Source organism: Pantoea sp. PSNIH1 (assembly GCF_007680655.1).
Lineage (GTDB): Bacteria > Pseudomonadota > Gammaproteobacteria > Enterobacterales > Enterobacteriaceae > Pantoea > Pantoea eucrina.
The window spans coordinates 43,012-66,148 of record NZ_VEIP01000003.1; the positions used below are offsets into that span (position 1 = coordinate 43,012).

General features: G+C 58.5%; 28 protein-coding genes and 1 other RNA gene. 15 read left to right on the forward strand and 14 right to left on the reverse strand.

Translation table 11 applies throughout. The features are described 5' to 3' along the window. The first annotated feature begins 95 nt into the window (after positions 1–95). Positions 96–1,451 (forward strand): UDP-N-acetylmuramate:L-alanyl-gamma-D-glutamyl-meso-diaminopimelate ligase, encoded by a 1,356-nt coding sequence (mpl, locus tag FS690_RS09835; protein WP_039380571.1) that lies wholly within the window; start codon positions 96–98, stop codon positions 1,449–1,451. A gap of 55 nt (positions 1,452–1,506) precedes the next feature. On the opposite strand, the gene yjgA is transcribed toward mpl, so the two are convergent. Further along, entirely contained in the window at positions 1,507–2,049 is a 543-nt protein-coding gene (gene yjgA / locus FS690_RS09840) for a ribosome biogenesis factor YjgA (protein ID WP_065648113.1), read from the reverse strand. 115 nt (positions 2,050–2,164) lie between these two features. Here yjgA and pmbA point away from each other — a divergent pair, with 115 nt between their 5' ends. The 11 genes from pmbA (at position 2,165) to FS690_RS09895 (ending at position 11,882) form a co-directional block, all read left to right on the forward strand. Next, positions 2,165–3,505, forward strand: a complete 1,341-nt coding sequence (gene pmbA, locus FS690_RS09845; RefSeq protein ID WP_094111026.1) for a metalloprotease PmbA — start codon at positions 2,165–2,167, stop codon at positions 3,503–3,505. A gap of 72 nt (positions 3,506–3,577) precedes the next feature. Further along, positions 3,578–3,964 carry a cytochrome b562 gene (gene cybC, locus FS690_RS09850; protein ID WP_071669184.1) on the forward strand — a complete coding sequence of 129 codons (387 nt, stop codon included), beginning with the start codon at positions 3,578–3,580 and terminating at the stop codon, positions 3,962–3,964. 254 nt (positions 3,965–4,218) lie between these two features. After that, on the forward strand, positions 4,219–4,548 hold the full coding sequence (locus tag FS690_RS09855; protein WP_145339519.1) for a glycine dehydrogenase: 330 nt from the start codon (positions 4,219–4,221) through the stop codon (positions 4,546–4,548). A 17-nt stretch (positions 4,549–4,565) separates the two neighbouring features. Next, positions 4,566–4,922 carry an SFCGS family glycine-rich protein gene (locus FS690_RS09860; protein WP_039380562.1) on the forward strand — a complete coding sequence of 119 codons (357 nt, stop codon included), beginning with the start codon at positions 4,566–4,568 and terminating at the stop codon, positions 4,920–4,922. A 3-nt stretch (positions 4,923–4,925) separates the two neighbouring features. Continuing rightward, positions 4,926–5,225, forward strand: coding sequence for a DUF4312 family protein (locus tag FS690_RS09865; RefSeq protein WP_071669186.1), 300 nt, complete (start codon positions 4,926–4,928; stop codon positions 5,223–5,225). Between the two features lie 77 nt (positions 5,226–5,302). Continuing rightward, positions 5,303–6,079, forward strand: coding sequence for a DUF4311 domain-containing protein (locus FS690_RS09870; protein ID WP_071669187.1), 777 nt, complete (start codon positions 5,303–5,305; stop codon positions 6,077–6,079). 10 nt (positions 6,080–6,089) lie between these two features. Then, complete coding sequence (locus FS690_RS09875; protein WP_039380556.1) at positions 6,090–6,737, forward strand: DUF4310 family protein; 648 nt, start codon at positions 6,090–6,092, stop codon at positions 6,735–6,737. Between the two features lie 237 nt (positions 6,738–6,974). Beyond that, positions 6,975–8,108 (forward strand): amidohydrolase/deacetylase family metallohydrolase, encoded by a 1,134-nt coding sequence (locus FS690_RS09880; RefSeq protein WP_145339521.1) that lies wholly within the window; start codon positions 6,975–6,977, stop codon positions 8,106–8,108. Further along, the gene (locus FS690_RS09885) at positions 8,092–9,213 is read left to right on the forward strand and encodes a DgaE family pyridoxal phosphate-dependent ammonia lyase (protein WP_039380551.1); all 1,122 of its coding nucleotides are present in this window, start codon (positions 8,092–8,094) and stop codon (positions 9,211–9,213) included. The genes FS690_RS09880 and FS690_RS09885 overlap by 17 nt, the downstream gene beginning before the upstream one ends. Beyond that, positions 9,210–9,950, forward strand: coding sequence for a KDGP aldolase family protein (locus FS690_RS09890; RefSeq protein WP_104085390.1), 741 nt, complete (start codon positions 9,210–9,212; stop codon positions 9,948–9,950). Before FS690_RS09885 ends, FS690_RS09890 begins: the two co-directional genes overlap by 4 nt. Before the next feature lie 21 nt (positions 9,951–9,971). Then, the gene (locus tag FS690_RS09895; protein WP_145339523.1) at positions 9,972–11,882 is read left to right on the forward strand and encodes a transcription antiterminator; all 1,911 of its coding nucleotides are present in this window, start codon (positions 9,972–9,974) and stop codon (positions 11,880–11,882) included. On the opposite strand, the gene FS690_RS09900 is transcribed toward FS690_RS09895, so the two are convergent. Next, a complete protein-coding gene (locus FS690_RS09900; protein ID WP_039380543.1) occupies positions 11,883–12,788 on the reverse strand; it encodes a LysR family transcriptional regulator in 906 nt (301 codons plus the stop codon). A 129-nt stretch (positions 12,789–12,917) separates the two neighbouring features. Between FS690_RS09900 and FS690_RS09905 the strand changes: the two genes are divergently transcribed. Then, positions 12,918–13,619, forward strand: a complete 702-nt coding sequence (locus FS690_RS09905) for a pirin family protein (RefSeq protein WP_094111023.1) — start codon at positions 12,918–12,920, stop codon at positions 13,617–13,619. Between the two features lie 40 nt (positions 13,620–13,659). On the opposite strand, the gene dolP is transcribed toward FS690_RS09905, so the two are convergent. Genes dolP through FS690_RS09925 form a run of 4 tightly spaced genes read right to left on the reverse strand, consistent with a single transcriptional unit; the run spans position 13,660 to position 17,232 of the window. Next, entirely contained in the window at positions 13,660–14,232 is a 573-nt protein-coding gene (gene dolP, locus FS690_RS09910; RefSeq protein WP_039380536.1) for a division/outer membrane stress-associated lipid-binding lipoprotein, read from the reverse strand. A 14-nt stretch (positions 14,233–14,246) separates the two neighbouring features. After that, a complete protein-coding gene (gene diaA, locus FS690_RS09915; protein WP_039380533.1) occupies positions 14,247–14,834 on the reverse strand; it encodes a DnaA initiator-associating protein DiaA in 588 nt (195 codons plus the stop codon). A gap of 14 nt (positions 14,835–14,848) precedes the next feature. Continuing rightward, complete coding sequence (locus tag FS690_RS09920; RefSeq protein WP_071669191.1) at positions 14,849–15,244, reverse strand: YraN family protein; 396 nt, start codon at positions 15,242–15,244, stop codon at positions 14,849–14,851. Beyond that, positions 15,202–17,232 (reverse strand): penicillin-binding protein activator, encoded by a 2,031-nt coding sequence (locus tag FS690_RS09925; RefSeq protein ID WP_104085392.1) that lies wholly within the window; start codon positions 17,230–17,232, stop codon positions 15,202–15,204. Before FS690_RS09925 ends, FS690_RS09920 begins: the two co-directional genes overlap by 43 nt. A 62-nt stretch (positions 17,233–17,294) precedes the next feature. Here FS690_RS09925 and rsmI point away from each other — a divergent pair, with 62 nt between their 5' ends. Next, on the forward strand, positions 17,295–18,158 hold the full coding sequence (gene rsmI / locus FS690_RS09930) for a 16S rRNA (cytidine(1402)-2'-O)-methyltransferase (RefSeq protein WP_039380525.1): 864 nt from the start codon (positions 17,295–17,297) through the stop codon (positions 18,156–18,158). Positions 18,159–18,191: 33 nt separating this feature from the next. Further along, an RNA gene (gene rnpB, locus FS690_RS09935) (RNase P RNA component class A) lies at positions 18,192–18,568 on the forward strand. 271 nt (positions 18,569–18,839) lie between these two features. On the opposite strand, the gene FS690_RS09940 is transcribed toward rnpB, so the two are convergent. The 8 genes from FS690_RS09940 to FS690_RS09975 form a co-directional block, all read right to left on the reverse strand. After that, complete coding sequence (locus tag FS690_RS09940) at positions 18,840–19,814, reverse strand: glutathione S-transferase family protein (protein WP_104085393.1); 975 nt, start codon at positions 19,812–19,814, stop codon at positions 18,840–18,842. 79 nt (positions 19,815–19,893) lie between these two features. Continuing rightward, positions 19,894–20,304, reverse strand: a complete 411-nt coding sequence (locus FS690_RS09945; RefSeq protein WP_039380520.1) for a DoxX family protein — start codon at positions 20,302–20,304, stop codon at positions 19,894–19,896. Positions 20,305–20,507: 203 nt separating this feature from the next. Next, positions 20,508–20,795 (reverse strand): YqjK-like family protein, encoded by a 288-nt coding sequence (locus FS690_RS09950; RefSeq protein WP_039380518.1) that lies wholly within the window; start codon positions 20,793–20,795, stop codon positions 20,508–20,510. Then, the gene (locus FS690_RS09955; protein WP_039380515.1) at positions 20,792–21,190 is read right to left on the reverse strand and encodes a phage holin family protein; all 399 of its coding nucleotides are present in this window, start codon (positions 21,188–21,190) and stop codon (positions 20,792–20,794) included. The genes FS690_RS09950 and FS690_RS09955 overlap by 4 nt, the downstream gene beginning before the upstream one ends. Position 21,191: 1 nt before the next feature. Then, a complete protein-coding gene (locus tag FS690_RS09960) occupies positions 21,192–21,497 on the reverse strand; it encodes a YqjD family protein (protein ID WP_039380513.1) in 306 nt (101 codons plus the stop codon). Between the two features lie 35 nt (positions 21,498–21,532). Continuing rightward, complete coding sequence (locus FS690_RS09965; protein ID WP_139239686.1) at positions 21,533–21,904, reverse strand: DUF1090 domain-containing protein; 372 nt, start codon at positions 21,902–21,904, stop codon at positions 21,533–21,535. Between the two features lie 171 nt (positions 21,905–22,075). Then, positions 22,076–22,444 (reverse strand): EnvZ/OmpR regulon moderator MzrA, encoded by a 369-nt coding sequence (mzrA, locus tag FS690_RS09970; protein WP_094111020.1) that lies wholly within the window; start codon positions 22,442–22,444, stop codon positions 22,076–22,078. Further along, positions 22,444–23,118 carry a DedA family protein gene (locus FS690_RS09975; protein WP_039380506.1) on the reverse strand — a complete coding sequence of 225 codons (675 nt, stop codon included), beginning with the start codon at positions 23,116–23,118 and terminating at the stop codon, positions 22,444–22,446. The genes mzrA and FS690_RS09975 overlap by 1 nt, the downstream gene beginning before the upstream one ends. Positions 23,119–23,137: the final 19 nt, after the last annotated feature.

Below are 23,137 nucleotides of genomic sequence, written 5' to 3' on the forward strand. Positions count from 1 at the left end.
CCGATTGAACTTTAAAAACCATAGTCCTAATCCGTTTCTTCCCTTCAGACTCGGGGTTACACTGTGCGCCGAACTTTCAGTTAATGGATCTATTTATGCGCATTCACATCCTCGGCATTTGTGGCACTTTTATGGGCGGCCTGGCTATGCTGGCGCGTTCGCTGGGACATCAGGTAACCGGCTCGGACGCAAATGTTTACCCGCCGATGAGTACGCTGCTTGAGCAGCAAGGCATTGAATTAACTGAGGGTTACGAGGCGTCGCAGCTCGATCCGGCGCCAGACCTGGTGATTATCGGTAACGCCATGACGCGCGGTAATCCCTGTGTTGAAGCCGTGCTGGAGCGCAACATTCCCTACCTCTCCGGGCCGCAGTGGCTGCACGATTTTGTGCTGCGCGATCGCTGGGTGCTGGCCGTAGCCGGAACGCACGGTAAAACCACTACTGCCGGCATGGCAGCGTGGATCCTCGAGGCGTGCGGCCTCGAACCAGGCTTTATCATCGGTGGCGTGCCGGGCAACTTCGACGTCTCGGCAAAATTAGGAAAAAGCCCATTCTTTGTCATTGAAGCGGATGAGTATGACAGCGCCTTCTTCGACAAGCGCTCCAAGTTTGTGCACTACTGCCCGCGTACGCTAATCCTCAATAACCTTGAGTTTGACCATGCAGATATCTTCGACGACCTGCGCGCTATCCAGAAGCAGTTCCATCATCTGATCCGCATCATACCCGGCCAGGGCAAAATCCTGCTGCCGGAACACGATCACAACCTGAAGCAGGTGATGGCGATGGGCTGCTGGAGCGAGCAGGAGACCACAGGCGAACATGGCCACTGGCAGGCGAAAAAGCTGACGCCAGACGCCGCCCGCTGGGAAGTCTGGCTGGAGGGGGAAAAAGTGGCCGAGGTGAACTGGGGGCTGGTCGGCGAACACAATATGCATAACGGCCTGATGGCGATTGCCGCCGCGCGCCACGTGGGTGTGAAACCGGCAGATGCGGGCGAGGCGCTCAGCAGCTTTATCAACGCGCGCCGCCGGCTGGAGCTGCGCGGTGAGGTCAACGGTATCAAGGTCTATGACGATTTTGCCCACCACCCGACGGCGATACACGCCACGCTGGCGGCTCTGCGCAGCAAAGTAGGTGGCAGGGCGCGCATCCTCGCGGTACTGGAGCCCCGCTCCAACACCATGAAAATGGGGGTCAGTAAAAACGATCTGGCGCCGTCGCTGGGCCGGGCAGACAAGGTCTTTCTGCTCCAGCCGCACCATATTCCGTGGCAGGTCTCCGACGTGGCAGACGCCTGTATTCCGCCTGCGCAGTGGAGTGCGGACGTCGATACGCTGACGGAAATGATTGCGAAAGAGGCGCAGCCAGGCGACTCAATTCTGGTGATGAGCAACGGCGGTTTTGGCGGGATCCATCAAAAACTGCTGGAGCGACTGGGACGCTAAGGCTGGGGCGTCCTGCAGGACGCCTCCGGAGAGCGTGCGGCCGGCAGGCCGCCTCTTACGCTTCAGCCAGCTCGCGCAGATACTGGAAGATCTGCCGGGCTGCTTTTGGCGTTTTATTCGCCGCCTTCTCTTTCTGCGCGTTGCGGATCATGCTGCGCAGCTGCTGCCGATCGGCCTGCGGATAGAGCGTGATCACCTCGGTCATCGCGTCGTCACCCTGATCGATCAGGCGATCGCGCAGATGCTCCAGCTTGTGGAACAGCGCCACCTGCTGGTTGTGACGGTTTTTCAGCTTGTCCAGCGCCTGACGGATCGGATCTTCATCGCGCTGGCGCAGCATTTTACCAATCAGCTGCAGCTGGCGACGGCGACCCTCTTTCTTAATACGCTGCGCCAGCTCAATCGCGTTGCGCAGATCCTCATCGAGCGGGATCTTATCCAGGGAGTTTTTCCCCAGATCAACCAGCTCGGCACCGAGGCGTTTTAGCTCTTCGGCGTCACGTTTAATTTCACTTTTGCTGACCCAGATAATCTCTTCATCTTCTTCTTCCTGATTATCCGGTACATCGTCGAGCCAGTCTTCGGGCTGCCTGGTCATCTCTTGGCTCCTTAAAAAAAGAGGCTAATCCTACCAGTTTATCGGGCGACTGCGAAATTGTTCTCTGAGTCTGATAGACTCAACAGATTCACACTTAAGATTAGACGGCAGGTCGATGAACGTATCTACTCAGGTTGCAGAACAACGTAAAGCGCTGGAACAGGCTGTCGCCCAGGCGCTGGAACTGGCTAAAGCCCACACCGATGGTGCGGAAGTTGCGGTGACAAAAACCACCGGCATCGGCGTCAGCACGCGCTATGGTGAAGTGGAAAACGTCGAATTCAACAGCGACGGTGCGCTTGGTATCACCGTCTATCATCAAAACCGCAAAGGCAGCGCCTCATCGACCGATCTCAGTCCCGATGCCATAAAAAGCACCGTGCAGGCAGCGATCGACATTGCGCGCTACACCTCACCCGATCCTTATGCTGCACCGGCAGAGCGTGAACTGCTGGCGTTTGATGCACCCGATCTTGATCTCTACCATCCGTGGGAGATCGACGCCGATCGCGCCATCGAGCTGGCCGCGCGTGCTGAACAGGCGTCGCTGCAGGCGGACAAGCGCATTACCAATACGGAAGGTGGCAGCTTCAACAGCCACGTTGGCATCAAAGTGTTTGGTAACAGTCACGGCATGCTGCAGAGCTACTGCTCCAGCCGCCACTCGTTGTCGAGCTGTGTCATTGCCGAGCAGGATGGCGATATGGAGCGTGACTACGCCTATACTATCGGCCGCTCGATAGACGATCTGCAGAGCGCAGAGTGGGTCGGTAACGAGTGTGCCCGCCGCGTGCTGGCCCGCCTTGCCCCGCGCAAGCTGCCAACCATGAAAGCACCGGTGCTGTTTGCACCTGAGGTCGCCACCGGATTGTTTGGTCATCTGGTTGGTATGATCAGCGGCAGCAGCGTCTATCGCAAATCGACGTTTCTGCTCGACTCGCTGGGCCAGCAGATCCTGCCCTCATGGCTGACGATTCAGGAGCAGCCGCATCTGCTGAAAGGACTCGCCTCGACGCCGTTTGACAGTGAAGGCGTGCGAACCGAAGCGCGCGATATTATCAAAGAGGGTGTGCTGCAGAACTGGCTGCTGACCAGCTATTCAGCGCGCAAGCTTGGCCTGCAGAGCACCGGCCACGCGGGCGGCATACATAACTGGCGCATTGCCGGTCAGGGCCACAGCTTTGATGACCTCGTTAAACAGATGGGACGCGGCCTGATTGTCACTGAACTGATGGGTCAGAGCGTCAGCGCCATGACCGGCGACTACTCGCGCGGCGCGGCGGGCTTCTGGGTTGAAAACGGCGAAATTCAGTATCCTGTGAGCGAAGTCACAATTGCAGGAAACCTTAAAGAGATGTGGCGCAATATGGTTACGGTCGGTAACGACATTGAAACCCGCAGCAATATACAATGCGGATCGGTGCTGCTGCCGGAGATGAAAATCGCCGGACAATAACGACATCGCTTCCAGAAAGCAGCCGGCAAGGCTGCTTTTTTTTTGCCCGATAATAATTAAAAGGAACACGTCATGCGTAAGCATTTAATTGCAATGTTGTCTCTGTCGTTACTGTTCTCTTCTGCCAGCGTGCTGGCGGCAGATCTTGAACAGGATATGGATACGCTGAAAGAGAACCTGAGCGTAGTGAAGAAAACGGATGACGCGCAGGAGATGCATACTGCGCTCGGTAAAATGCGCCAGGCCGCGCAGGATGCCAAAAATTCCACGCCGGACAAGCTGGAAGGGCAGCCGGCGGATAGCGCACAGATCAAAGATTATCACGCCGGTCTTGACGCACTGATTGCGCAGATTGACGTGGTCGACAAGCTCGCTCAGGCCAGCAAGCTGGATGAGGCAAAAGCCGAAGCGAAAAAACTGGAAGATATCCGCAATACCAACCATAAGAAATTCCGCTGATACTCGGGGCCAGCCTGCGTGCTGGCCCGCTTTACCGATCCTCCCCTGCACACTCCTCTGCAAATATATAACTTTCCCGCACGCCTGATGCATGCCAGCCGCTGGCATGCGCGATATGTGCTGTCTGCGATCTGACGCACCGCGCGTTGCCACATTTCCGTTTCAGGGTGGAAAAAGTGCGTCTCCACACGGCCGGACGGAACGCGTAGTTTGTTTTTTAACGCGAATTATCTGTCGTAAACAGGAGTAGAAGGGTGAGGAGTGATGCTGTCCCGCTGAACGCAGAAGCCGTTCAGGCGCTGGCGGATCGCATATTAAGTCAAATCGCGATCCTCTATACCGCGCACCAGATTAGCCCCACACCGGTGCAGCAGCAGATGCTGAATTCGCACGTTCAGGCGATGGCCAGCCGCTCGCTAAGCGGCGAGGCGCTGCCGGAGGTAGAAGCGGAGCTGTTTGATGATATTCCGCCTGACAGCCTGCAGCTGGCGCAACAGATCGTCGATCTGTTCGGCAATCTGCCGGTGGAAGAGGCCTGGCTGCTCTCGGTGCATATTGAAGTGGCGAAAAGTAACGACGTATAAACAGAGAGGAAGTGAACATGGTGACAGTGGTGATTGGCGATCGTCTGGGTAAAGGCCAGAAAGTGGCTGCCGGCATTGAAAAAGCGGGTGGACGCGCGGTGGTGGTGCCGGGCGTGGCAGCCGATATGAAGCTGGGTGATGTGATGAAAGCGGAAAACGCTGATTTCGGCATCTCTTTCTGCGGCAGCGGCGGCGCGGGTGCTATCACCGCGCAGAACAAATATGGCTACCGGGCGAAACATGGCATGCGCTCGGTAGACGAGGGCGTAACGGCGATCAACGAAGGGGCAACCGTGCTGGGCTTTGGTTTTATGGACAAAGAGGAGCTGGGCGAACGGCTGGTGCAGGCCTGGAACAAGAAGCACGGCAGCTGACGTATGAAACAGCACTATGAGACGCAGGTTATCGTGCAGGGGAAAGGCGATACCAAAGCAAAAGCCTTTGCCGATGCGCTCAGCAGCGTGCAGCAGCAGGTATTGCGCAACAGCCAGAAGCTGCTGCTGCGCATTGAGCCGCTGGATGTGCGGGTGCTGCACGCCAGGGTGCGTACCCGGCGGGAAAAATTTCTGTTTTTTTTCCTGGCGCGCGAGCGGCATCACTACAGCGTTGAACTGGAAATCAGCGTCAGCGTCACCGTTATCGATATGGAAAGCGTGACATTTACGGCGACACCCTGAACGCGCTGGTCTGGTCGTTATCCCGCCAGGAGAGAGGGCTTACCCGGCGCAACAATGACAATAAAGGGTACAACACTATGTTTCTCATCATTTTGTTTAAGTCGTTAATTATCGGCGGGCTGGTCGGCGTCGGAGTGGGAGCCGGCGCAGCGCGCATGTTCCACGCACCGGTCACACAGGGCATGGGTGCATTTCGTACCCTGGGCGAGCTTAACTCGTGTGAAGGCGACCCCGCTTCCCATTTCTCTTTTGGTCTCGGCTTCTTTTTCAACGCCTGGGCGTCCTCTGTGGCGGCTGGCTCCTTCACGCAGGATGTGGATCACCGCATTCTGCCGAACTGGGGTGCTGCGGCGCTGATGGTCAAAAATCGCAATGTGGCAGAGACGCTGCATAACCCGAAGCGTATGGCGATAGCGTGCGGCATCATCGGCATGATCGTCGTGGCTTTTCTGAACAGCACCGCCTCAGCCGTACCGGCTGCGCTGCAGGTGACGGCAGTCAAAGTGCTGGTGCCGGCGGCTAACCTGCTGGTAAACACCGTCATGCCGGTCATTTTCTGGCTGGCAGCCATCGACGCCGGCAAAAAATCGGGCTTCTGGGCCACCATCTTTGGCGGCCTGGCGCAGCTGATTATGGGTAATGCCGTACCGGGGCTGGTGCTGGGGATCCTGATTGGGAAAGGGGTAGAGGAGAGCGGCTGGAACCGGGTGACGAAAGTCATGATGGCGGCGATTGTGCTGTTGTTTGTACTGAGCGGCTTCTTCCGCGGGTTCGATATGAAACTGCTGCAATCTTTCCAGCTCGGCGTCCCTGGCTGGCTTGACATGATCCACAACAGCCTGAGCGGCAAATAAGGAGCCATCCATGAACGAACATGAAAATCGCGGCTTCTGGTATGCCGACTGGTCCTTCCCGATTTTTGTCGGTCTGCTCTCATCCGGCGTATTTGCCGGTACGCATATGTACTACCTCTACGGAATCGGCGCCTTTAACGAAGTGGCGTTTGTGTCGATGCTGCGCGCCGGCATGGAGACCGGCGTCTATGGCGCGGTCGCCGCGTTTGGCGCCAGCTTTCTGTTTGCCCGCATCATTGAAGGCTCGCTGGTCGGTATTCTGGATATCGGCGGTGCGATCCAGACCGGCGTCGGGCTGGGCGTGCCGGCGCTGCTGCTGGGCGCAGGCATTGTGTTTCCGGTCGCGAACTTTGCGGCTTCGCTGGTAACCGGTCTGGTGATCGGGGTGGCGATTGGTTACGTCATTATTCTGGCGCGCAAATTTACCATCAACCAGAGCGATTCCACCTATGGCGCCGATGTGATGATGGGCGCAGGCAACGCCTCCGGACGCTTTCTCGGCCCGCTGATTATCCTGTCGGCGATGGCAGCCTCCATTCCCATTGGCCTGGGCTCGCTCGCTGGCGCTCTGCTGTTTTACCTGTGGAACAAGCCGATTACCGGCGGCGCAATTCTGGGTGCCATGGTGCTGGGCGCGATGTTCCCGATTTCGCTGTAACAGGGCGGGCGCCATGAATGGCGGATGTAGGGGGCGCATTTATGCGCCCCTGGCCGCAAACGAGCTTACCTGTGGAACAAGCCGATTACCGGCGGTGCAATTCCGGGCGCCATGGTGCCGGGCGCGATGTTCCCGATTTCGCTGTAACAGGGCGGGCGCCATGAATGGCGACCCTGGGGTAAGGATGTAGGGAGCGCATTCATGCGCCTCTGGCCGCAAACGCAGTAAGGAGTAACCATGTTTGATCTGATTCTGCGCCGCGCACGACTGTGCGATGAGCAGCTGGTGGATATCGCTCTTCATGACGGCAAAATCGCCGTCGTCGGCAACGTCACGGGCAGCGCGCAGCAGGAGCGCGATCTGGCCGGGCGCTGGTACGTCAGCGCAGGCTGGATAGACAGCCACGTACACTGCTATGCAAAATCGCCTGTCTACCACGATGAAGCGGACGCTGTCGGCGTTGCGCAGGGCGTCACCACCGTGGTGGATGCCGGCAGCACCGGCGCCGACCAGATTGATGACTTCCGGCAGCTGACGCGCCACGCCGCCACCGACGTCAGGGCGCTGCTCAACGTTGCCCGCACCGGGATAGTCACCCAGAACGAACTGGCGGACATGCGTCAGATTGATGAAGCAGCGGTGGTGCAGGCGGTCACGCGCCATCCCGGTTTCATTGTTGGTCTGAAAGCGCGCATGAGCAGCAGCGTGGTCGGGGAAAACGGCATTGCACCGCTGATCCGCGCCAAAGCGATCCAGCACGCTGCCGGCGATCTGCCGCTCATGGTACATATCGGTAACGATCCGCCGGTGCTGGAGGAGATCGCTGAGCTGCTGACCGCCGGCGATATCATTACCCACTGCTTTAACGGCAAACCTAACCGCATTCTCTCCGCGCAGGGTGAGCTGAAAGCGGCGGTCAGTCAGGCGCTGGCGCGCGGCGTCACGCTCGATATCGGGCACGGCAGCGCCAGCTTCAGCTTTGCGGTGGCGCGACAGGCGATCGCCCGCGGCATTCTGCCCGATACCATCAGCTCCGATATCTACTGTCGCAACCGCCTGCACGGGCCGGTACACAGCCTCGCGCACGTGATGTCTAAGTTTCTTGCGCTGGGCATGACGCTGCCGCAGGTGATCGCCTGCGTGACAACCCAGGCAGCAGCGGCGCTGCGCCTCAGCGGCAAAGGCGATCTGACGCCGGGCAGCGATGCCGATCTGACTATTTTCAGTGTGAATCAGGAGACCCGTCCGTTTACCGATGCAGAGGGCGAACAGGTGGCGGGAGAGCACCATTTTTTGCCGGTGGCTGTGACAGTGGCAGGCCAGTGGCATCTGACCGAAGAGGGAAAGCGTCATCATGTCTTCAGTTTATGAAAAATATCACCTGAAACAGGTGATCAACGCGTCAGGCCGTATGACTATTCTGGGCGTCTCGACGCCGGCACCGGAGGTGGTGGAAAGCGTCAGCTATGGCCTGAACCACTACTTTGAAATGAAAGATCTGGTGAACCATACCGGTGACTACATTGCCGGACTGCTGCAGGCAGAAAGCGCCGTCGTGGTCTCCTGCGCCTCGGCGGGTATCGCTCAGTGTGTGGCCGGGGTCATTGTGAAAGATAACGCCTGGCTGCTGGATAACCTGCACGCGGCGCCGCTCACGGTTCCGCATGAGATCGTCGTGCCTAAAGGGCACAACGTGAACTACGGCGCGCCGGTCGGCACCATGGTCGCGCTGGGCGGTGGCCGGCTGGTGGAAGCGGGCTACAGCAACGAGTGTTCCGCCGCGCAGCTGGCAGCGGCGATCACGCCGGCTACGGCAGCGCTGCTCTACGTAAAATCGCACCATTGCGTGCAAAAAAGCCACCTCAGCGTGGCGCAGGCGGCAGAAGTCGCGCAGCAGCATGGCATCCCGCTGATTGTGGATGCGGCGGCAGAAGAAGACCTGCGCTGCTACTACCAGATGGGTGCTGACCTGGTGATCTACAGCGGTGCCAAGGCGATAGAGGGTCCCTCCAGCGGACTGGTGGTAGGGCGCAGCCGCTGTGTCGAATGGGTAAAACGGCAGAGCAACGGCATCGGTCGTGCGATGAAAGTGGGCAAAGAGGGGATCCTGGGCCTGACGCAGGCCATTGAGCGCTACCTGTCGCAGCCAAAAACCAGCGGCAGCGAGATGGTTCAGCACATGACGCCATTTATCGACCAGCTTAACCAGCTGCCGGGCGTCACCGCGCGGGTGGTATGGGACAGCGCCGGGCGCGATATTGCGCGTACAGAGATCCATTTCGATGAAGCGCTGACCGGCTGGGCAACCGGCGATCTCGTCCAGGCGCTGAAAAACGGCGACATCGCTATCTATTTTCGCGGCTATAAGGCAAACGAAAGCATTATCGAAGCCGACGTGCGCAGCGTTACTGCCGCGCAGCTGCAGACTATCTTCAGCCGTATTGACGCGCTGCTGGCAGAAAGGAACAACGCATGAAGCTGACCCCCGATTTTTATCAGGATCGTCTCTGTCTCAACGTACTGGCGGGCTCAAAGCAGAACGCACGCGACATCTGGCTGGCAGCAGAAGGGCATGTGCTGGTTGGCGTGCTGTCAAAAAATTATGCCAGCCACGACGCGGCGCTGGCTGACATGCGCGATTACGCCGCGCTGATTGATAACGCGCTCTCTATCGGTCTCGGGGCCGGCGATCCGCGTCAGTCTGCTATGGTGAGCGAACTGGCAGCGGTGCTGCAGCCGCAGCATGTCAATCAGGTGTTTACCGGAGTCGCGACCAGCCGTGCGCTGCTGGGACAGTCGCAGACGGTGGTAAATGGCCTGGTCTCCCCCAGCGGGACGCCAGGGAAAGTGAAGATCTCAACCGGTCCGCTAAGCTCGCAGGCGGCGGAAGCGATTGTGCCGATCGACAGCGCCATCGCCATGCTGCAGGACATGGGCGGCAGCTCGGTAAAATTTTTTCCGATGGGCGGTCTGAGCGCGGTGGCGGAGTATCGCGCGGTCGCAGAGGCGTGCGCCCGGCGCGATTTCTGGCTGGAGCCCACCGGCGGTATCGATCTGCATAATTTTGCGGAGATCGTGCAGATCGCGCTGGAGGCGGGCGTCAGTAAAGTGATCCCGCACGTTTACAGCTCAATTATCGACAGCGCAAGCGGTGAGACGCGCATTGACGATGTGCGCCAGCTTCTGGCAACGTGCAAGGCACTGCTGCAATAACTTCGTTACGGGTGAGGCTTTGTGAGATTTCCTAATCAGCGTCTGGCGCAGCTGTTTGCCGCACTGCAGCATGAAACGCTGCCGCAGGATGAGCTGGCACGGCGTTTCTCGGTCTCTACGCGCACGGTGCGCACCGACATTGCGGCGCTGAACGCGCTGCTGGAGCAGCACGGCGCACAGTTTGTGCTGGCGCGCGGCGCCGGCTATCAGCTGCAGGTGGCTGACGCGGCACGCTTTGATTCGCTGCAGCAGCAAAGCAGCGCGCCGCTGCGGGTGCCGCGCACCTCGCAGGAGCGGGTTCGCTATCTGCTCAGCCGCTTTCTTACTGCGGCCTGGTCACTGCGGCTGGAAGATCTCTCGGAAGAGTGGTTTGTCAGTCGCGCCACGCTGCAGGGGGATATGGCAGAGGTGCGGGAGTGGCTGGGGCGCTATCATCTGCATATCGAAACTAAACCGCGCTACGGCATGAAGCTGTTTGGCAGCGAGACGGCTATCCGCACCTGCCTTACCGATCTGCTGTGGCAGATCGACCAGGAGACGCCCGACAGCCCGCTGCTGAGTATTGAAGTACTGCGCAGTGATATGCTGATGCAGCTGCAGCCGCTGCTGCAGCACTGCCTCAGCCGTTACGCTATTCGTCTCAGCGATGAGGGCGAGCGCTACCTGCTGATCTACTGCGCGGTAGCAGTACGCCGCATCAGCGAAGGCTTTCCGCTCAGCGATCCGGGCGCAGAAGAAGTAGGCGAAGAGGTGCGTGAGGCGGCGCACGCGCTGGTGCATCAGCTGCGACCGCTTACCGGCAAAGCCTTATCGCGGGCGGAAGAGAACTGGCTGCGCGTCAATATCGCCGCGCGTCAGATCCAGGCGCTGGAGCCAAGCACCATCAATGCAGATGACGCTGACGCGCTGGTGAGCTGGCTGCTGAGTTATATCAATACGCATTATGCCTACCAGCTGCAGCACGACGAGCAGCTGCGCGCCGATCTGCTTACCCATATCAAATCGATGATCACCCGGGTGCGCTATCAGATCCATATTCCCAATCCGCTGCTGAGCAACATCAAACAGCACTATCCGCTGGCGTGGGATGTGACGCTGGCCGCCGTCAGCAGCTGGAGCAAATATACCCCTTATACGCTGAGCGAAAATGAGATTGGCTTTCTGGTGCTGCATATTGGCGTGGGGCTGGAGCGGCACTATGACGTTGGCTATCAGCGCCACCCGCGCGTACTGCTGGTGTGCGATAGCGGAACCTCAACGCTGCGGATGATTGAGGCGCTGCTGCTGCGCAAATATCCGCAGCTGGTGGTCACCGCCCGGCTGACACAGCGCGACTACGCGCTGCGCGAGCGGATTGAAGAGGATTTTGTTATCTCTACGGTGCGGCTGCATGAAAAGAACCGGCCGGTGGTGGTGATGTCCCCCTTTCCGACCGGATTTCAGCTGGAGCAGCTTGGCAAACTGGTGCTGGTGGATCGCACCCGACCGTGGATGCTGGAAAAATATTTCTCCGCGCAGCATTTTATGGTGCTGGATCAGCCGCTGACGCAGCAGGCGCTCTTTCAGCTGCTGTGCGATCGCCTGCAGGAGCAGGGCTTTGTTGCAGTAGACTTTTATCCATCCGTGGTTGAGCGTGAAGCGATTGTCAGCACGCTGCTCGGGGATGGCATTGCGTTGCCGCACGCGCTCGGCCTGCTGGCGCAGAAAACCGCGGTCTATACCGTGATTGCGCCGCATGGCGTCAGCTGGGGTGATGAGACCGCCAGCGTGATCTTTCTGCTGGCCATCAGCAAACGTGAATATGAAGAGGCGATGGCGCTCTACGATCTGTTTGTCACCTTTTTACGCGAACGTGCCATGCCGCGCCTGCGGGAGTGCCGTGACTTTGACCATTTTAAAACCGTGGCGATAGAGTGCCTGAGCCGCCCCTGACTAGGCCTGATTGCGCTTAGCCAGCAGCTTCGGAATTTCACGCAGGCACCAGGCTTTGGCTTCCCCCATGCTGTCGCGACGCCAGGCCATAATAATATCCACTTCCCGCGTATACTCAGCGCTGACCACGCGCAGCCGGCCCTCGGCAATATCTTTCTCTACCATCGGATAAGGCATGGTGGCAACGCCCAGTCCCGCCAGCAGCGCCCGCCGCTTGTCATCCATGCTGCTGACCGTAAGACGCTGCTGCTTATCCAGCAGCTGTACCGTCAGCACCGGACGTTCACGCGCCGTGTCAGCGACGGCAATGCCGCGATATTTCACACGCGTGACTTCCGAAAGCGGCTCTGCCTCCTGATGAATAGGGTGGTCAGGACTGGCGACATAGACGCTCATAATGGTGTAAAGCTTGCGGGTATTGATTTCGCTGGAGGCGCGGAAGTGCAGGTCAGGTGCGATGACGATATCCGCCCGGCCCTGCTCCAGACGTTCCCACGCGCCCGCCAGCACTTCAGTGATCAGAGATATCTGCGTGTTGGCTTTTTCTGACAGCTTGCTGACCAGCGGAAACAGCAGGTCGGTGGGGATGAGTGCCTCCGCTACGATAGTCAGCTGCGTTTCCCAGCCGCGCGCCAGCGCTTCTGCGTCGGTGGTGAGCTTGTCTGCGGCCTCCAGCAGGACGCGACCGCGCTCCAGCAGCATCCGGCCAACGTTAGTGAATTTGGTGCGATGACCGGAGCGATCGAACAGCACCACATCCAGCTCCTCTTCCAGCTTCTGCATGGTATAGCTCAGCGCAGAGGGAACGCGACCCAGCTCATCTGCCGCGGCGGCAAAGCTGCCGCGCCGGTCAATCGCATCCATCACCCGTAACGCTTCTAACGTTAATGCACGCTCTTTAGCCATACTGATTCTCTGTCAGTAAATTTGAATATGCCAGGCAGATTAACTGGCTAACATTCCGCCGTCCAGCCTTTTACCATAAACCGATTAAGCCTGCAGTGAGCGTCTCCTGCAGTGCACCGGAGGTATAGCATGATGACAACCCGCTGCGCGTCCGCATGTGGCCAGGCTGATTTTGGCTGGTTGCAGGCGCGCTATAGCTTCTCTTTTGGCCACTATTTTGATCCCAAACTGATGGGATACGCCGCGCTGCGCGTGCTGAACCAGGAGGTGCTGGCGCCGGGTGCCGCTTTTCAGCCCCGCACCTATCCGCAGGTTGATGTGTTGAATCTGGTGCTGCAGGGTGAGGCGGAGTATCGCGACAGCGAGGGACAGCGCCTGACCGTACGGGCAGGTGAGGCGATGCTGCTGTCTGCGCGGCAGGGCGTAAGCTACAGCGAGATAAACCTCAGCAAAGATCGGCCGCTGACGCGCCTGCAGCTCTGGCTGAGCGCCTGTCCGGAGCGGGAAAACCCGCTGCAGCAGCGGATGACGCTCAATGGCGCATCGCCGCTGCTGCTGGCCTCGCCTGACGGGGCAGACCAGAGTTTGCAGCTGCGTCAGGATGCGAGAGTGTATCAGGTGACGTTAGCGCCGGGAGAGGAGCAGATTGTGCAGCTGCGCGGCGCGCGCGCGTATCTGCAGTCGATTCACGGCACGCTGGATGTGCGCAGCAGCAGCGCGAATCAGCAGCGGCTGCAGTGCGGCGACGGTGCGTTTATTCGTGATGAGCAGCAGCTTATTCTGCAGGCAGAGACGCCGCTGCGTGCGCTGGTGATCGATTTACCGGCATAAAAAAGGGCGGCCAGCGCCGCCCTCACAGGAAGAATGAAGATTATTTCAGAATGGTAAAGGCGGTTGTCACGTGCTTCACGCCGCTGACCCGGCTGGCAACATCTGCCGCCGCCGTGGCTTCTTCCTGCGTGACCAGTCCCAGCAGGAAGACTTCCCCGTTTTCCGTCGTCACTTTCACGTTAGACGATTTGACCTGATCGCTGCCCAGCAGCTGCGAGCGGATCTTGGTCGTGATCCAGGTGTCGGAAGAAGAGGTGCCAAGGCTGACCTTCTCTCCGGTGCGGATCTCATTGTAGACCTCTGTTGCGCCGTCGACGCCCATAGCGATCTGTTTGGCACGGCTGGCGAGATCGGCAGACGGTGCCTGACCGGTCAGCAGCACTTTGCCCTGGTAAGCGGTAACAATGACCCGCGCCTGCTTCTTAATCTGTTCATCTTTTGCCAGCGCGTTAGAGACGCGCAGCTCCAGCGTACCGTCATCAACCTGCGTACCCACGGTGCGGGGGTCAGTGGCGGTTTTGGTGGCAACAGCGGCACCGCCGGCAACCACTGCCACGCAGCCCTGCAGCAGCATGGCCGTTAACAGCAGGGCGATAGCGTTCAATGCTTTCATGTAAGCTCCTTCAGTCATTCCTGGTGGGGAAAGAGGGTGTTATCGATCAAGTCGCACAGGCAGTTCAGCGTCAGCATATGCATCTCCTGAATGCGCGCACTGTGATGAGAGGGAATGCGGATTTCCACGTCGTGAGGGCCGAGCAGGCCAGCCAGCTCGCCGCCGTCGTGTCCGGTCAGCGCGACAATAGTCATATCGCGCGTCACTGCCGCCTCAACCGCTTTAACGATGTCACGGGTATTACCCCGGGTTGAGATCGCCAGCAGCACATCACCCGCCTGACCCAGCGCCCGTACCTGTTTGGCGTAGATCTCATCATGCAGCCGATCGTTGCCGATGGCGGTGAGCATAACGTTATCTGCGCTCAGCGCCAGCGCCGGCAGGCTGGGACGCTCGGTTTCAAACCGGTTAATCATGCTGGCCGCAAAGTGCTGCGCATTGGCCGCTGAGGCACCGTTACCGCAGCTGAGAATTTTATGACCATTCAGCAGCGACTGCACCAGCGTCATCGCGGCGCGGGAGATCGCATCCGGCAGCGCTTCGGCTGCGGCAATCTGCGTCTGAATACTTTCAGTAAAACACGCTTTAATTCTGTCCTGCACAAGACCACCTGGTTCTATTCATCGGCATTAAAAGCAGCGGGCAGCCACGTCAGTTCGCGCCCGGTAATGGCAATGATGTCAAAACGGCAATTGACCGTCTCAAAACTGCCGCCGCGCGTCAGCAGCCAGAGCGCCGCTGCCCGCAGCAGCTTCTGCTGTTTCTGACGCGTCACGCTGGCGGCTGCTCCGCCGTAGCGCGCATCGCGCCGGTAGCGCACTTCTACAAATACCCAGCAGTCGGCGTCGCGCATAATCAGGTCAAGTTCACCTCCGCGAAAGCGGACGTTACTGGCGACCCACTTCAGCCCGGCGCGCTCCAGATAGTGACGCGCCTGCTGTTCATGCTCCGCGCCGATACGCTGGCGGTTTACTGTACCGGAACGACCTGTCCCTGGCGATACTGGTTCCATGCCAGCTTCCTGTTGATGACACAATCCGTGTCGGCGCTCAGCTTACCGGTGTTGCCATCAATGGCAAAGCCGGCTACCTGCCGCATCTGGTTAAACTGCGTTGCCAGCGTCCAGGCATCGATGCCCATCGCGTAGAGGCGCACCAGCGAATAGTCGTTGTTAAACGTCTTCGCTGCCTGCTGCATCAGGCCAGGGTTAGCGCCGGAGAGCAGCGGAATATCGCTGTACTGCAGGCCTTCCATCTCCAGCCGGAAATCGGGACCGGCGCCCGCCTGCGCGCTGCGCGAGCTGGCATAAAGCGCCGTGCTGTTGCGGCTGCTGGTGCGCATGGCGATCATCGGTTTGATCAGCTGCAGCTCATTCTGGCTGGCGACGATGTAAACGGCGTCCACGCTACCGCCACTGCTGTCAGCCGCCGGTGCCGGGGTGCTACTCTGCGGCGCCGGGATCGTCAGGCCTGCAATGGCCACGCTTTGCGGCTGCTCCATTTGTACCGTCAGCGGCGTGCCGCTCAGCGCAATACCGGCTCCGCTGTTAATGCCCTGTTTCAGCTCGGCCACGCCACCAAAGCGCTGCTGCAGCACCGTGGCACCACCCAGCTGCTGCCACTCTTCTGCAAACGCTTTTCCGACCCGGTCGCCATAACTGCTGCGCGGCAGCAGCAGCAGCGGCTGGCGCTTGCCCTGCTCATAGATATGGTGCGCTGCATCACGCGCTTCGTCTTCAGGAGAAAGCGCAAAATAGCAGATATTCGGATGGTTCTGGATCTGTTCCGGCTCGTTTAGCGCCAGTACGTTGAGCGGGGTCTGGCTGTTTGCTACTTCTTCCACATGATTTTTCAGCAGCGGGCCAACGACCAGCGTGGCGCCATCCTGCTGCGCCTGCTGCATGACCTGAGCGATCGGCTGGCTGCTGGTATCGTACACTTTAATCTGTGCGCTGCTGGCGGCTGGCTGAGAGGCTGGTGCAGCAGGCTGCTGCTGCGTGTTCTCCTGCGCAGGCATGCTGGCGGCCGCCGGGCTAACCACGCTGTTGGCCGCTCCGCTATCCGCTGTCGCGTCCGGCGCAGGCTGGGCAGTGGCGCTTTCCGGCGCGCTGCTCTGTGCCGGGGCAGCCGCGCTCAGCACGCCATTTTTTGCATCGTTAAAGCCTTTCTGAATCGCATTCGCAAACACCTGCGCCTGACCGTTCAGCGGCAGCAGCAGGGCGATGGTGCTGGTGGAAGCCTGGCTGAAGTTTTTGACCTGGCTGAGCTGCGCTGGCAGCGTTTTTGCCGCCGGGTTTTGCGGGTAGCGCGTCTGCCAGTCGCTAATGGCCGCCTTCAGCATCTGCGGATCCTGGCTGTTAGCGTGCCAGGTATTGAGCAGATCGAGCCAGCCCTGCAGGGTATTTTCATCGGCATTGATGACAACGCTGTTAAGCTGGTCCTGCGTCAGCTGGGTCAGCGCCTGCCAGGTCGCGTCGATGTTACTCTGATGTTCGTCACCTTTTAAGAGCGGTTCCTGCGCGATATAGGCGCGCAGCAGCGCCAGCGATGGCCGGTTCTGCGCCGCGGCGATCTGCAGTGCGTAGTAGCGTACCTGCTGATCGGAAGAGAGATCGGCTACCTTAATCGGGCTGAGCTGCTGCTGAGCGCCGCTGTAATTCTGCTGCGCAATCTGCAGCTGCGCGCGCAGCAGCTGCAGCTCCTGCTGCTGTACATCAGAGAGCTGCTGCGGCAGCTGGCCAAGCTGCGTTTGTGCCTGAGGATACTTTCCTTCCTTCAACAGGGCACGGATGGCAAGTAATTGCCAGTCGGTCTTGCTATCATCGCTGCTTTGCTGTGCCTGCTGCAGATAATAGTCAGAGCGTCCGGTTGCGGGCCCCTGAATATTGACGTTAGAGGTTTGCTGCGGACCCTGACCGCTACAGGCGGCCAGAATCAGCCCGGCGAGAAGAACAGGTACAAAGCGTCCTGCTTTACGACGTACGACTTTTGAAGGAAGCATACTGTATCCAGTGATGTTTTTTTCTTGATGCTCAATATTAAATCGGCAATTCGGATGAGACAATGAAACAACTCGATCGGGCAGAGATTTCTGCCAGTACGCTCTATATCGTTCCTACCCCGATCGGTAACCTGGGTGATATCACACAGCGTGCGCTGACGGTGCTGGCGAGCGTCGATCTCGTTGCAGCGGAAGATACACGTCATACCGGGCTGTTGCTACAACATTTCGCCATCAATGCGCGACTGTTCGCACTTCACGATCATAACGAACAGCAGAAAGCGGATGTGCTGCTGGCGAAGCTACAGGAGGGGCAGAGTATCGCCCTGGTCTCCGATGCCGGCACGCCGCTGATCAACGATCCGGGCTACCATCTGGTGCGTCGCTGCCGCGAGGCGGGCGTGCGCGTTGTGCCGCTGCCTGGCGCCTGTGCAGCCATTGCAGCATTAAGCGCGGCGGGATTACCGTCCGATCGATTCTGTTACGAAGGGTTTCTCCCTGCGAAAAGCAAAGGGCGCTGCGATGCACTGCGCGCGCTGAGCGAAGAGCCGCGTACGCTGGTGTTTTATGAGTCGACCCATCGACTGCTGGATACGCTGCAGGATATGGCAGCCGTATGGGGCGCAGCGCGCTATGTGGTACTGGCGCGCGAGCTGACCAAAACCTGGGAGTCGATCTATGGCGCGCCGGTGGGAGAGCTGCTTGCCTGGGTGCGGGAAGATGAGAACCGGCGCAAGGGCGAGATGGTGCTGATTGTTGAGGGACATAAGGCAGATGAGGAGGCGCTGCCAGCCGAGGCGTTGCGTACGCTGGCGCTGCTGCAGGCGGAGCTGCCGCTGAAAAAAGCCGCTGCGCTGACCGCGGAGATCCACGGCGTGAAAAAAAATGCGCTGTATAAATATGCGCTGGCGCAGCAAGAAGAGTGACAAACGTGGTCAGATCGCCTATTATCCTGCGCCGAAGCTGACCAGACAGTCGCCGCTTTGTCGTCGTCCCTTTCGGGGGAGACAGGCAGAGGGGAGGAAAGTCCGGGCTCCACAGGGCAGGGTGCCAGGTAACGCCTGGGGGGCGCAAGCCTACGACCAGTGCAACAGAGAGCAAACCGCCGATGGCCCGGAAACGGGATCAGGTAAGGGTGAAAGGGTGCGGTAAGAGCGCACCGCGCGGCTGGCAACAGTCCGTGGCACGGTAAACTCCACCCGGAGCAAGGCCAAATAGGGGTTCACATGGTACGGCCCGTACTGAACCCGGGTAGGCTGCTTGAGCCAGTGAGCGATTGCTGGCCTAGATGAATGACTGTCCACGACAGAACCCGGCTTATCGGTCAGTTTCGACTTTTCAAATGAAAAGCCCCGCCCCGGCGGGGCTTTTTGTTTTATGAGCCGCGAGTGCAGGTATTTCCGTTTCTCTCTGCGGCCAGGGGCGCATGGATTCAGCCAGGGACGCATGAATGCGTCCCCTACATCTAAACACCCCGGGGCGCAAGAATGCGCCCCCTACGGTTATGCGTAGGGGTGCCATTAATGGCGCCCGTTTCGTATGCAGGTATTCGGTTCGCGGTTGTTTGCGGCCAGGGGCGCCATTAATGGCGCCCGTTTTACATCCGATTAACCGCGGCCGTGGGGTTCATCCCAGTCAAATGCCGGACCGAGTGAAATCACGCCGTTCGGGTTGATGGTTTTATGGCTGCAGTAATAATGATGGCGGATCTGCGGCAGATTCACCGTCTCTGCAATACCGGGCATCTGGTAAATATCGCGCAGAAAGCCATTCAGATTGCGATAGTCACTAATGCGGTGCCTGTCGCACTTGAAGTGAGTAACATACACCGGGTCAAAGCGTACCAGCGTGGTCCACAGGCGCAGATCGGCTTCAGTCAGGCGATCGCCGGTGAGATAGCGATGCTGTCCCAGGATCTGCTCCAGCCGCGCCAGTGAATGAAACAGGGCGGTAACGGCTTCATCGTAAGCGGCCTGAGAGGTAGCAAAACCGCTCTTATAGACGCCATTATTGACCGTATCGTAAATCCAGCCGTTAAGTTCATCGATCTTATCGCGCAGATCGGCAGGATAGTAGTCGCCGGCTCGTGCGCCCTGTGCATCAAATGCGCTGTTGAGCATGCGGATAATGTCGGCCGACTCATTGCTGACAATGGTGTGCTGCTGCTTGTCCCACAGCACCGGTACGGTCACGCGGCCGCTATAGTGCGGATCGGCATGCAGATAGAGCTGGTAGAGAAATTCATGCTGATACAGCGTGTCGCCGGTTGCCTCCGGAAAGCTGTCATCAAACGTCCAGCCGTTCTCCAGCATCAGCGGATGAACCACGGAAACCGATATCATCTCTTCCAGCCCTTTAAGCTTGCGCATCAGCAGCGTGCGATGCGCCCACGGGCAGGCAAGTGAAACGTACAGATGGTAGCGATCGCGCTCTGCTGCAAAGCCGGACTTACCGTCAGGGCCGGCGCTGCCATCAGGCGTGATCCAGTTACGCCACGCTGACTCTGAGCGTTTGAAACGCCCTCCGGTTGACTTTGTATCGTACCAGGTATCGTGCCAGACACCCTCAATCAGCTGTCCCATATGCCCTCCATAGAAAAAAGGGGCGAGGATGATCCTCTGCCCCTGTATTCAGTATATCTGCTGTAAGCTACCTGCGCGCTTAACGGGCGGCGGCGGGCGCCATGCGCTGGCGGATCAGACGATCAATACTCCAGGCGCCTGGTCCCACCAGACCCAGAACCAGGAAACCGCCAGCAATGCTGAGGTTTTTCATAAACATCAGCTGGTTTACGCCTTCTGCAAAGTTGCTGTGAAACAGAAATGCGGTCAGCAGAGTAAAGCCTGCGGTAAACAGCGCGGTAAAGCGCGTCAGGAAACCAAACAGAATAGCCAGGCCGCCACCCAGTTCCAGCAGGATCACCAGCGGCAGCATAAAGCCCGGCACGCCCATGGCCTGCATATACTGCTCAGTGCCGGCATAAGCGGTAATTTTGCCCCAGCCGGCCGTAATAAACAGAATAGTCATCAGTACACGCGCGGCTAACAGTCCTGCATCTTCGAATTTTTTCATCATCTACTCCAGCGTAATTTTGTGGCAGGCTGAAAACCTGTCCGTTAATTTCCCGCTGCAACGCAGATAAACGTTCACCGGGCTGATGGAGAGAGATAATAATCGCGGCGCGAAAGGGTTGTAAGCAAGATAAACTGTCGAAGTTATTCAGGAATTCTGACGAAAAAAAACCGGACCTGCTGGTCCGGTTTTTTATAGAGCGGTTAGCGCCCCGGCATGGATGATTTAATCATACGCCAGGTGCTCCACAGGCCGAAGCCGCGTTTAACGAGGCGCAACAGCCGGTTAGGGCTGCGTACTGACCAGATAGCCAGCGCGCTGCTTCCTATCGCCAGATAGCGGCGACAGCTTACCAGCGTCAGCCAGCCGCGGTCATAGCGGGCTGTATTTTCCAGCCAGTCACGTCCTGCTGCGCTTAAATCGAGCCGCTGCTGCTGAACCGTATTAAGGAGTTCATGAATGCGGGCTTCGCGTTCATGGCGACTGCTCATGAGCGGTCCTCCTCCAGTAGTTTACGATCGGAATCGAGCTCTTTACGGGTATGACGCAGCAGCGTCGACTGACGCGATTTACGCAGCGTCCACAGACCGAAAATCAGCGCAAGCAAAAACAGTACGCCTGTGGTCACTCCGATCGCCATCAGCCGGTATTGCGCGTCAACCGCCCAGATGATCAACACCATCAGACTCATCAGCCCAAATGCCGTAAACAGCATGGTCAGGCCAATCATGATCAGCATCTGGATCAGATTGGCTTTCTCTTCTTCCAGCTCAACAACGGCCAGCCGGACACGCGTCTCGACCATACTGACCAGCGTAGTTACCACGCGCTGACCGATGTTAAAGACCCCTTTGCCCGGGCCGTGGCTTTGCTGAGAATCGTTCATATCAACGACGCGAAATCAGAATGCCAATCAGCACGCCCACGGCTGCGCCAACGCCAACGCCGTGCCACGGATTCTCACGCACATAGTCTTCCGCTTTCTCTGCGGCTTCGCGCGTGGATTTGGCAATACGCTCACCGGAATCGCCCAGACGCTCGCGTGAACTTTCCAGTGCGCCGCGCGCTTTATGACGCAGGCGATCCAGCTCGCTGCGGGATTTGTCTGCAGAGCTGCTTAATACTTCTTCCAGGGTGTCGGCCAGATTTTTCAGTTCGGCGCGCAGATGTTCAGATGTGGTGTCTTTAGCCATGAGAGTTCTCCATTACTTCAATTATTTATGTCCGATTAGTAAGGCTCTGCAGCAAGCTTTTTCAGCTCCTGTCGTGCCTCATCCAGCTTGCGTTCACGTTTTTCAATTTTGTCTTTGTCATCCCTGTCGTCGCGCGCTTTCTGCAGCTCCTGCTCGCGCTCGGCCACCTTGTTCTGCTGCGACTTCAGACGCTCTGAGTGCGCTGATTTCAGCTGCCGATCGCTGCAGCTGGCGCGAACTTCTGTTAGCGCCCGTTCCAGTCCGTTTACCCGGCGCTGATTATCATGCTGTTTTGCCATTGCAATCTCGTGCCGGATATCGCGCTCTTTTTGCTGACACAGCGACTCTGCCGCCAGCAGAGAGCCAGAGCAGGAGATAAGCATGGCACCCAGAAGAAGTTGTTTCATCACGTTCACACCTTCCATTGTTGATGAACTGCCGTCTGCCAGACAGGAGCGTATCCCGGCGTCGCGTCGGCGTGTGCTAACGTTAAGCATAGTCAGCCGGGGCAAAAATTCAAAAAAGACGAAGAGATAGCGGAGAAAAAGTATCGTCTGACCGCAGGTCAGACGATCGGATTAGCTGTAGGTCGGGGGATTGGCGTCGCGCGGTTGCTGTGAGGCCTGCGGGCCTGCGGCCACAACAAAACCCTGTGGTAATAAGCGGCGTAATACCTTCTGCGCCGCCAGGCTCTGTTCTTCATCTTCAAAGTGGATCACCAGCGCATCGCCTGCTGGCGTAATACTTTTAATGCGCACGCCCTGGGCAGAGAGCTGCTGATAAAGATAAAAGCCATCCGGCAGATTGGTGCCGCTATGCGCCACGCGAATTTGTACCACGGTTTCATGTTGCCACAGCAGTGGAGCAGCCCCGGCCGCGAGCAGCAGCAGCAGGCCGCCGCACAGCCACGGCAGCAGCGGTCGGGTAAAGAGACGTCCTGTTTTCATTACTGCGCTTTCCCGTTTTGTCCTGCCTGACGCTTACGCCACAGTACGACCAGCGAGCCGATCAGGCCGATGACCAGCAGCGCCAGCGGCAGCATCATCAGAAAAAACATCAGCTCATCTTCATAACGGCGAAACAGCGGTGTTTTGCCCAGTGCAAAGCCAAGTACGGTCAGGATCAATACCCACAGGAAGCCACTCATCCAGTTAAAGAACTGAAAGCGCGCATTACTCAAACCAGATAACCCTGCAATGGTGGGCAGCAGCGTGCGTACAAACGCAATAAAGCGCCCAATCAACAGGGCAGAGAGACCGTGACGATGGAACAGGCTGTGGGCGCGCTGGTGGTATTGTGCCGGCAGGTGCGAAAGCCATTTCTGTACGGTAGGGGTATTACCCAGCCATCGCCCCTGGATATAACTTACCCAGCAGCCGAGGCTGGCACCTGTGGTGAGAACCAGCAGCGTCAGGGGAAAACTCATTGTGCCTTTGGCAATCAGCACGCCGACAAGGATCAGCAGGCTGTCACCGGGCAGGAAGGCGGCAGGAAGCAGGCCATTTTCAAGAAACAGGATCATGAACAGTAAGCCGTAGATCGCCCACACCAGCGTGGGGTCAGAGAGCATCTCATAATCCTGCTGCCACAGGGCATGCAGCAGTGCTTTCAAAATATCCATCAATCTTTCCCGAACATCA

Excerpts from the sequence above, each read along its gene's own strand:
- FS690_RS09965 (WP_139239686.1), bottom strand. The coding sequence starts at position 21,904 with ATGAAACAACTTCTTCTGGGTGCCATGCTTATCTCCTGCTCTGGCTCT.
- FS690_RS09940 (WP_104085393.1), bottom strand. The coding sequence starts at position 19,814 with ATGGGACAGCTGATTGAGGGTGTCTGGCACGATACCTGGTACGATACA.
- FS690_RS09885 (WP_039380551.1), top strand. The coding sequence starts at position 8,092 with ATGTCTTCAGTTTATGAAAAATATCACCTGAAACAGGTGATCAACGCG.
- FS690_RS09900 (WP_039380543.1), bottom strand. The coding sequence starts at position 12,788 with ATGGCTAAAGAGCGTGCATTAACGTTAGAAGCGTTACGGGTGATGGAT.
- FS690_RS09905 (WP_094111023.1), top strand. The coding sequence starts at position 12,918 with ATGATGACAACCCGCTGCGCGTCCGCATGTGGCCAGGCTGATTTTGGC.
- FS690_RS09890 (WP_104085390.1), top strand. The coding sequence starts at position 9,210 with ATGAAGCTGACCCCCGATTTTTATCAGGATCGTCTCTGTCTCAACGTA.
- mzrA (WP_094111020.1), bottom strand. The coding sequence starts at position 22,444 with ATGAAAACAGGACGTCTCTTTACCCGACCGCTGCTGCCGTGGCTGTGC.
- FS690_RS09880 (WP_145339521.1), top strand. The coding sequence starts at position 6,975 with ATGTTTGATCTGATTCTGCGCCGCGCACGACTGTGCGATGAGCAGCTG.
- mpl (WP_039380571.1), top strand. The coding sequence starts at position 96 with ATGCGCATTCACATCCTCGGCATTTGTGGCACTTTTATGGGCGGCCTG.
- yjgA (WP_065648113.1), bottom strand. The coding sequence starts at position 2,049 with ATGACCAGGCAGCCCGAAGACTGGCTCGACGATGTACCGGATAATCAG.
- FS690_RS09925 (WP_104085392.1), bottom strand. The coding sequence starts at position 17,232 with ATGCTTCCTTCAAAAGTCGTACGTCGTAAAGCAGGACGCTTTGTACCT.
- FS690_RS09920 (WP_071669191.1), bottom strand. The coding sequence starts at position 15,244 with ATGGAACCAGTATCGCCAGGGACAGGTCGTTCCGGTACAGTAAACCGC.
- cybC (WP_071669184.1), top strand. The coding sequence starts at position 3,578 with ATGCGTAAGCATTTAATTGCAATGTTGTCTCTGTCGTTACTGTTCTCT.
- FS690_RS09960 (WP_039380513.1), bottom strand. The coding sequence starts at position 21,497 with ATGGCTAAAGACACCACATCTGAACATCTGCGCGCCGAACTGAAAAAT.
- pmbA (WP_094111026.1), top strand. The coding sequence starts at position 2,165 with ATGAACGTATCTACTCAGGTTGCAGAACAACGTAAAGCGCTGGAACAG.
- FS690_RS09945 (WP_039380520.1), bottom strand. The coding sequence starts at position 20,304 with ATGAAAAAATTCGAAGATGCAGGACTGTTAGCCGCGCGTGTACTGATG.
- FS690_RS09870 (WP_071669187.1), top strand. The coding sequence starts at position 5,303 with ATGTTTCTCATCATTTTGTTTAAGTCGTTAATTATCGGCGGGCTGGTC.
- FS690_RS09875 (WP_039380556.1), top strand. The coding sequence starts at position 6,090 with ATGAACGAACATGAAAATCGCGGCTTCTGGTATGCCGACTGGTCCTTC.
- FS690_RS09975 (WP_039380506.1), bottom strand. The coding sequence starts at position 23,118 with ATGGATATTTTGAAAGCACTGCTGCATGCCCTGTGGCAGCAGGATTAT.
- FS690_RS09955 (WP_039380515.1), bottom strand. The coding sequence starts at position 21,190 with ATGAACGATTCTCAGCAAAGCCACGGCCCGGGCAAAGGGGTCTTTAAC.
- FS690_RS09950 (WP_039380518.1), bottom strand. The coding sequence starts at position 20,795 with ATGAGCAGTCGCCATGAACGCGAAGCCCGCATTCATGAACTCCTTAAT.
- dolP (WP_039380536.1), bottom strand. The coding sequence starts at position 14,232 with ATGAAAGCATTGAACGCTATCGCCCTGCTGTTAACGGCCATGCTGCTG.
- FS690_RS09865 (WP_071669186.1), top strand. The coding sequence starts at position 4,926 with ATGAAACAGCACTATGAGACGCAGGTTATCGTGCAGGGGAAAGGCGAT.
- rsmI (WP_039380525.1), top strand. The coding sequence starts at position 17,295 with ATGAAACAACTCGATCGGGCAGAGATTTCTGCCAGTACGCTCTATATC.
- FS690_RS09860 (WP_039380562.1), top strand. The coding sequence starts at position 4,566 with ATGGTGACAGTGGTGATTGGCGATCGTCTGGGTAAAGGCCAGAAAGTG.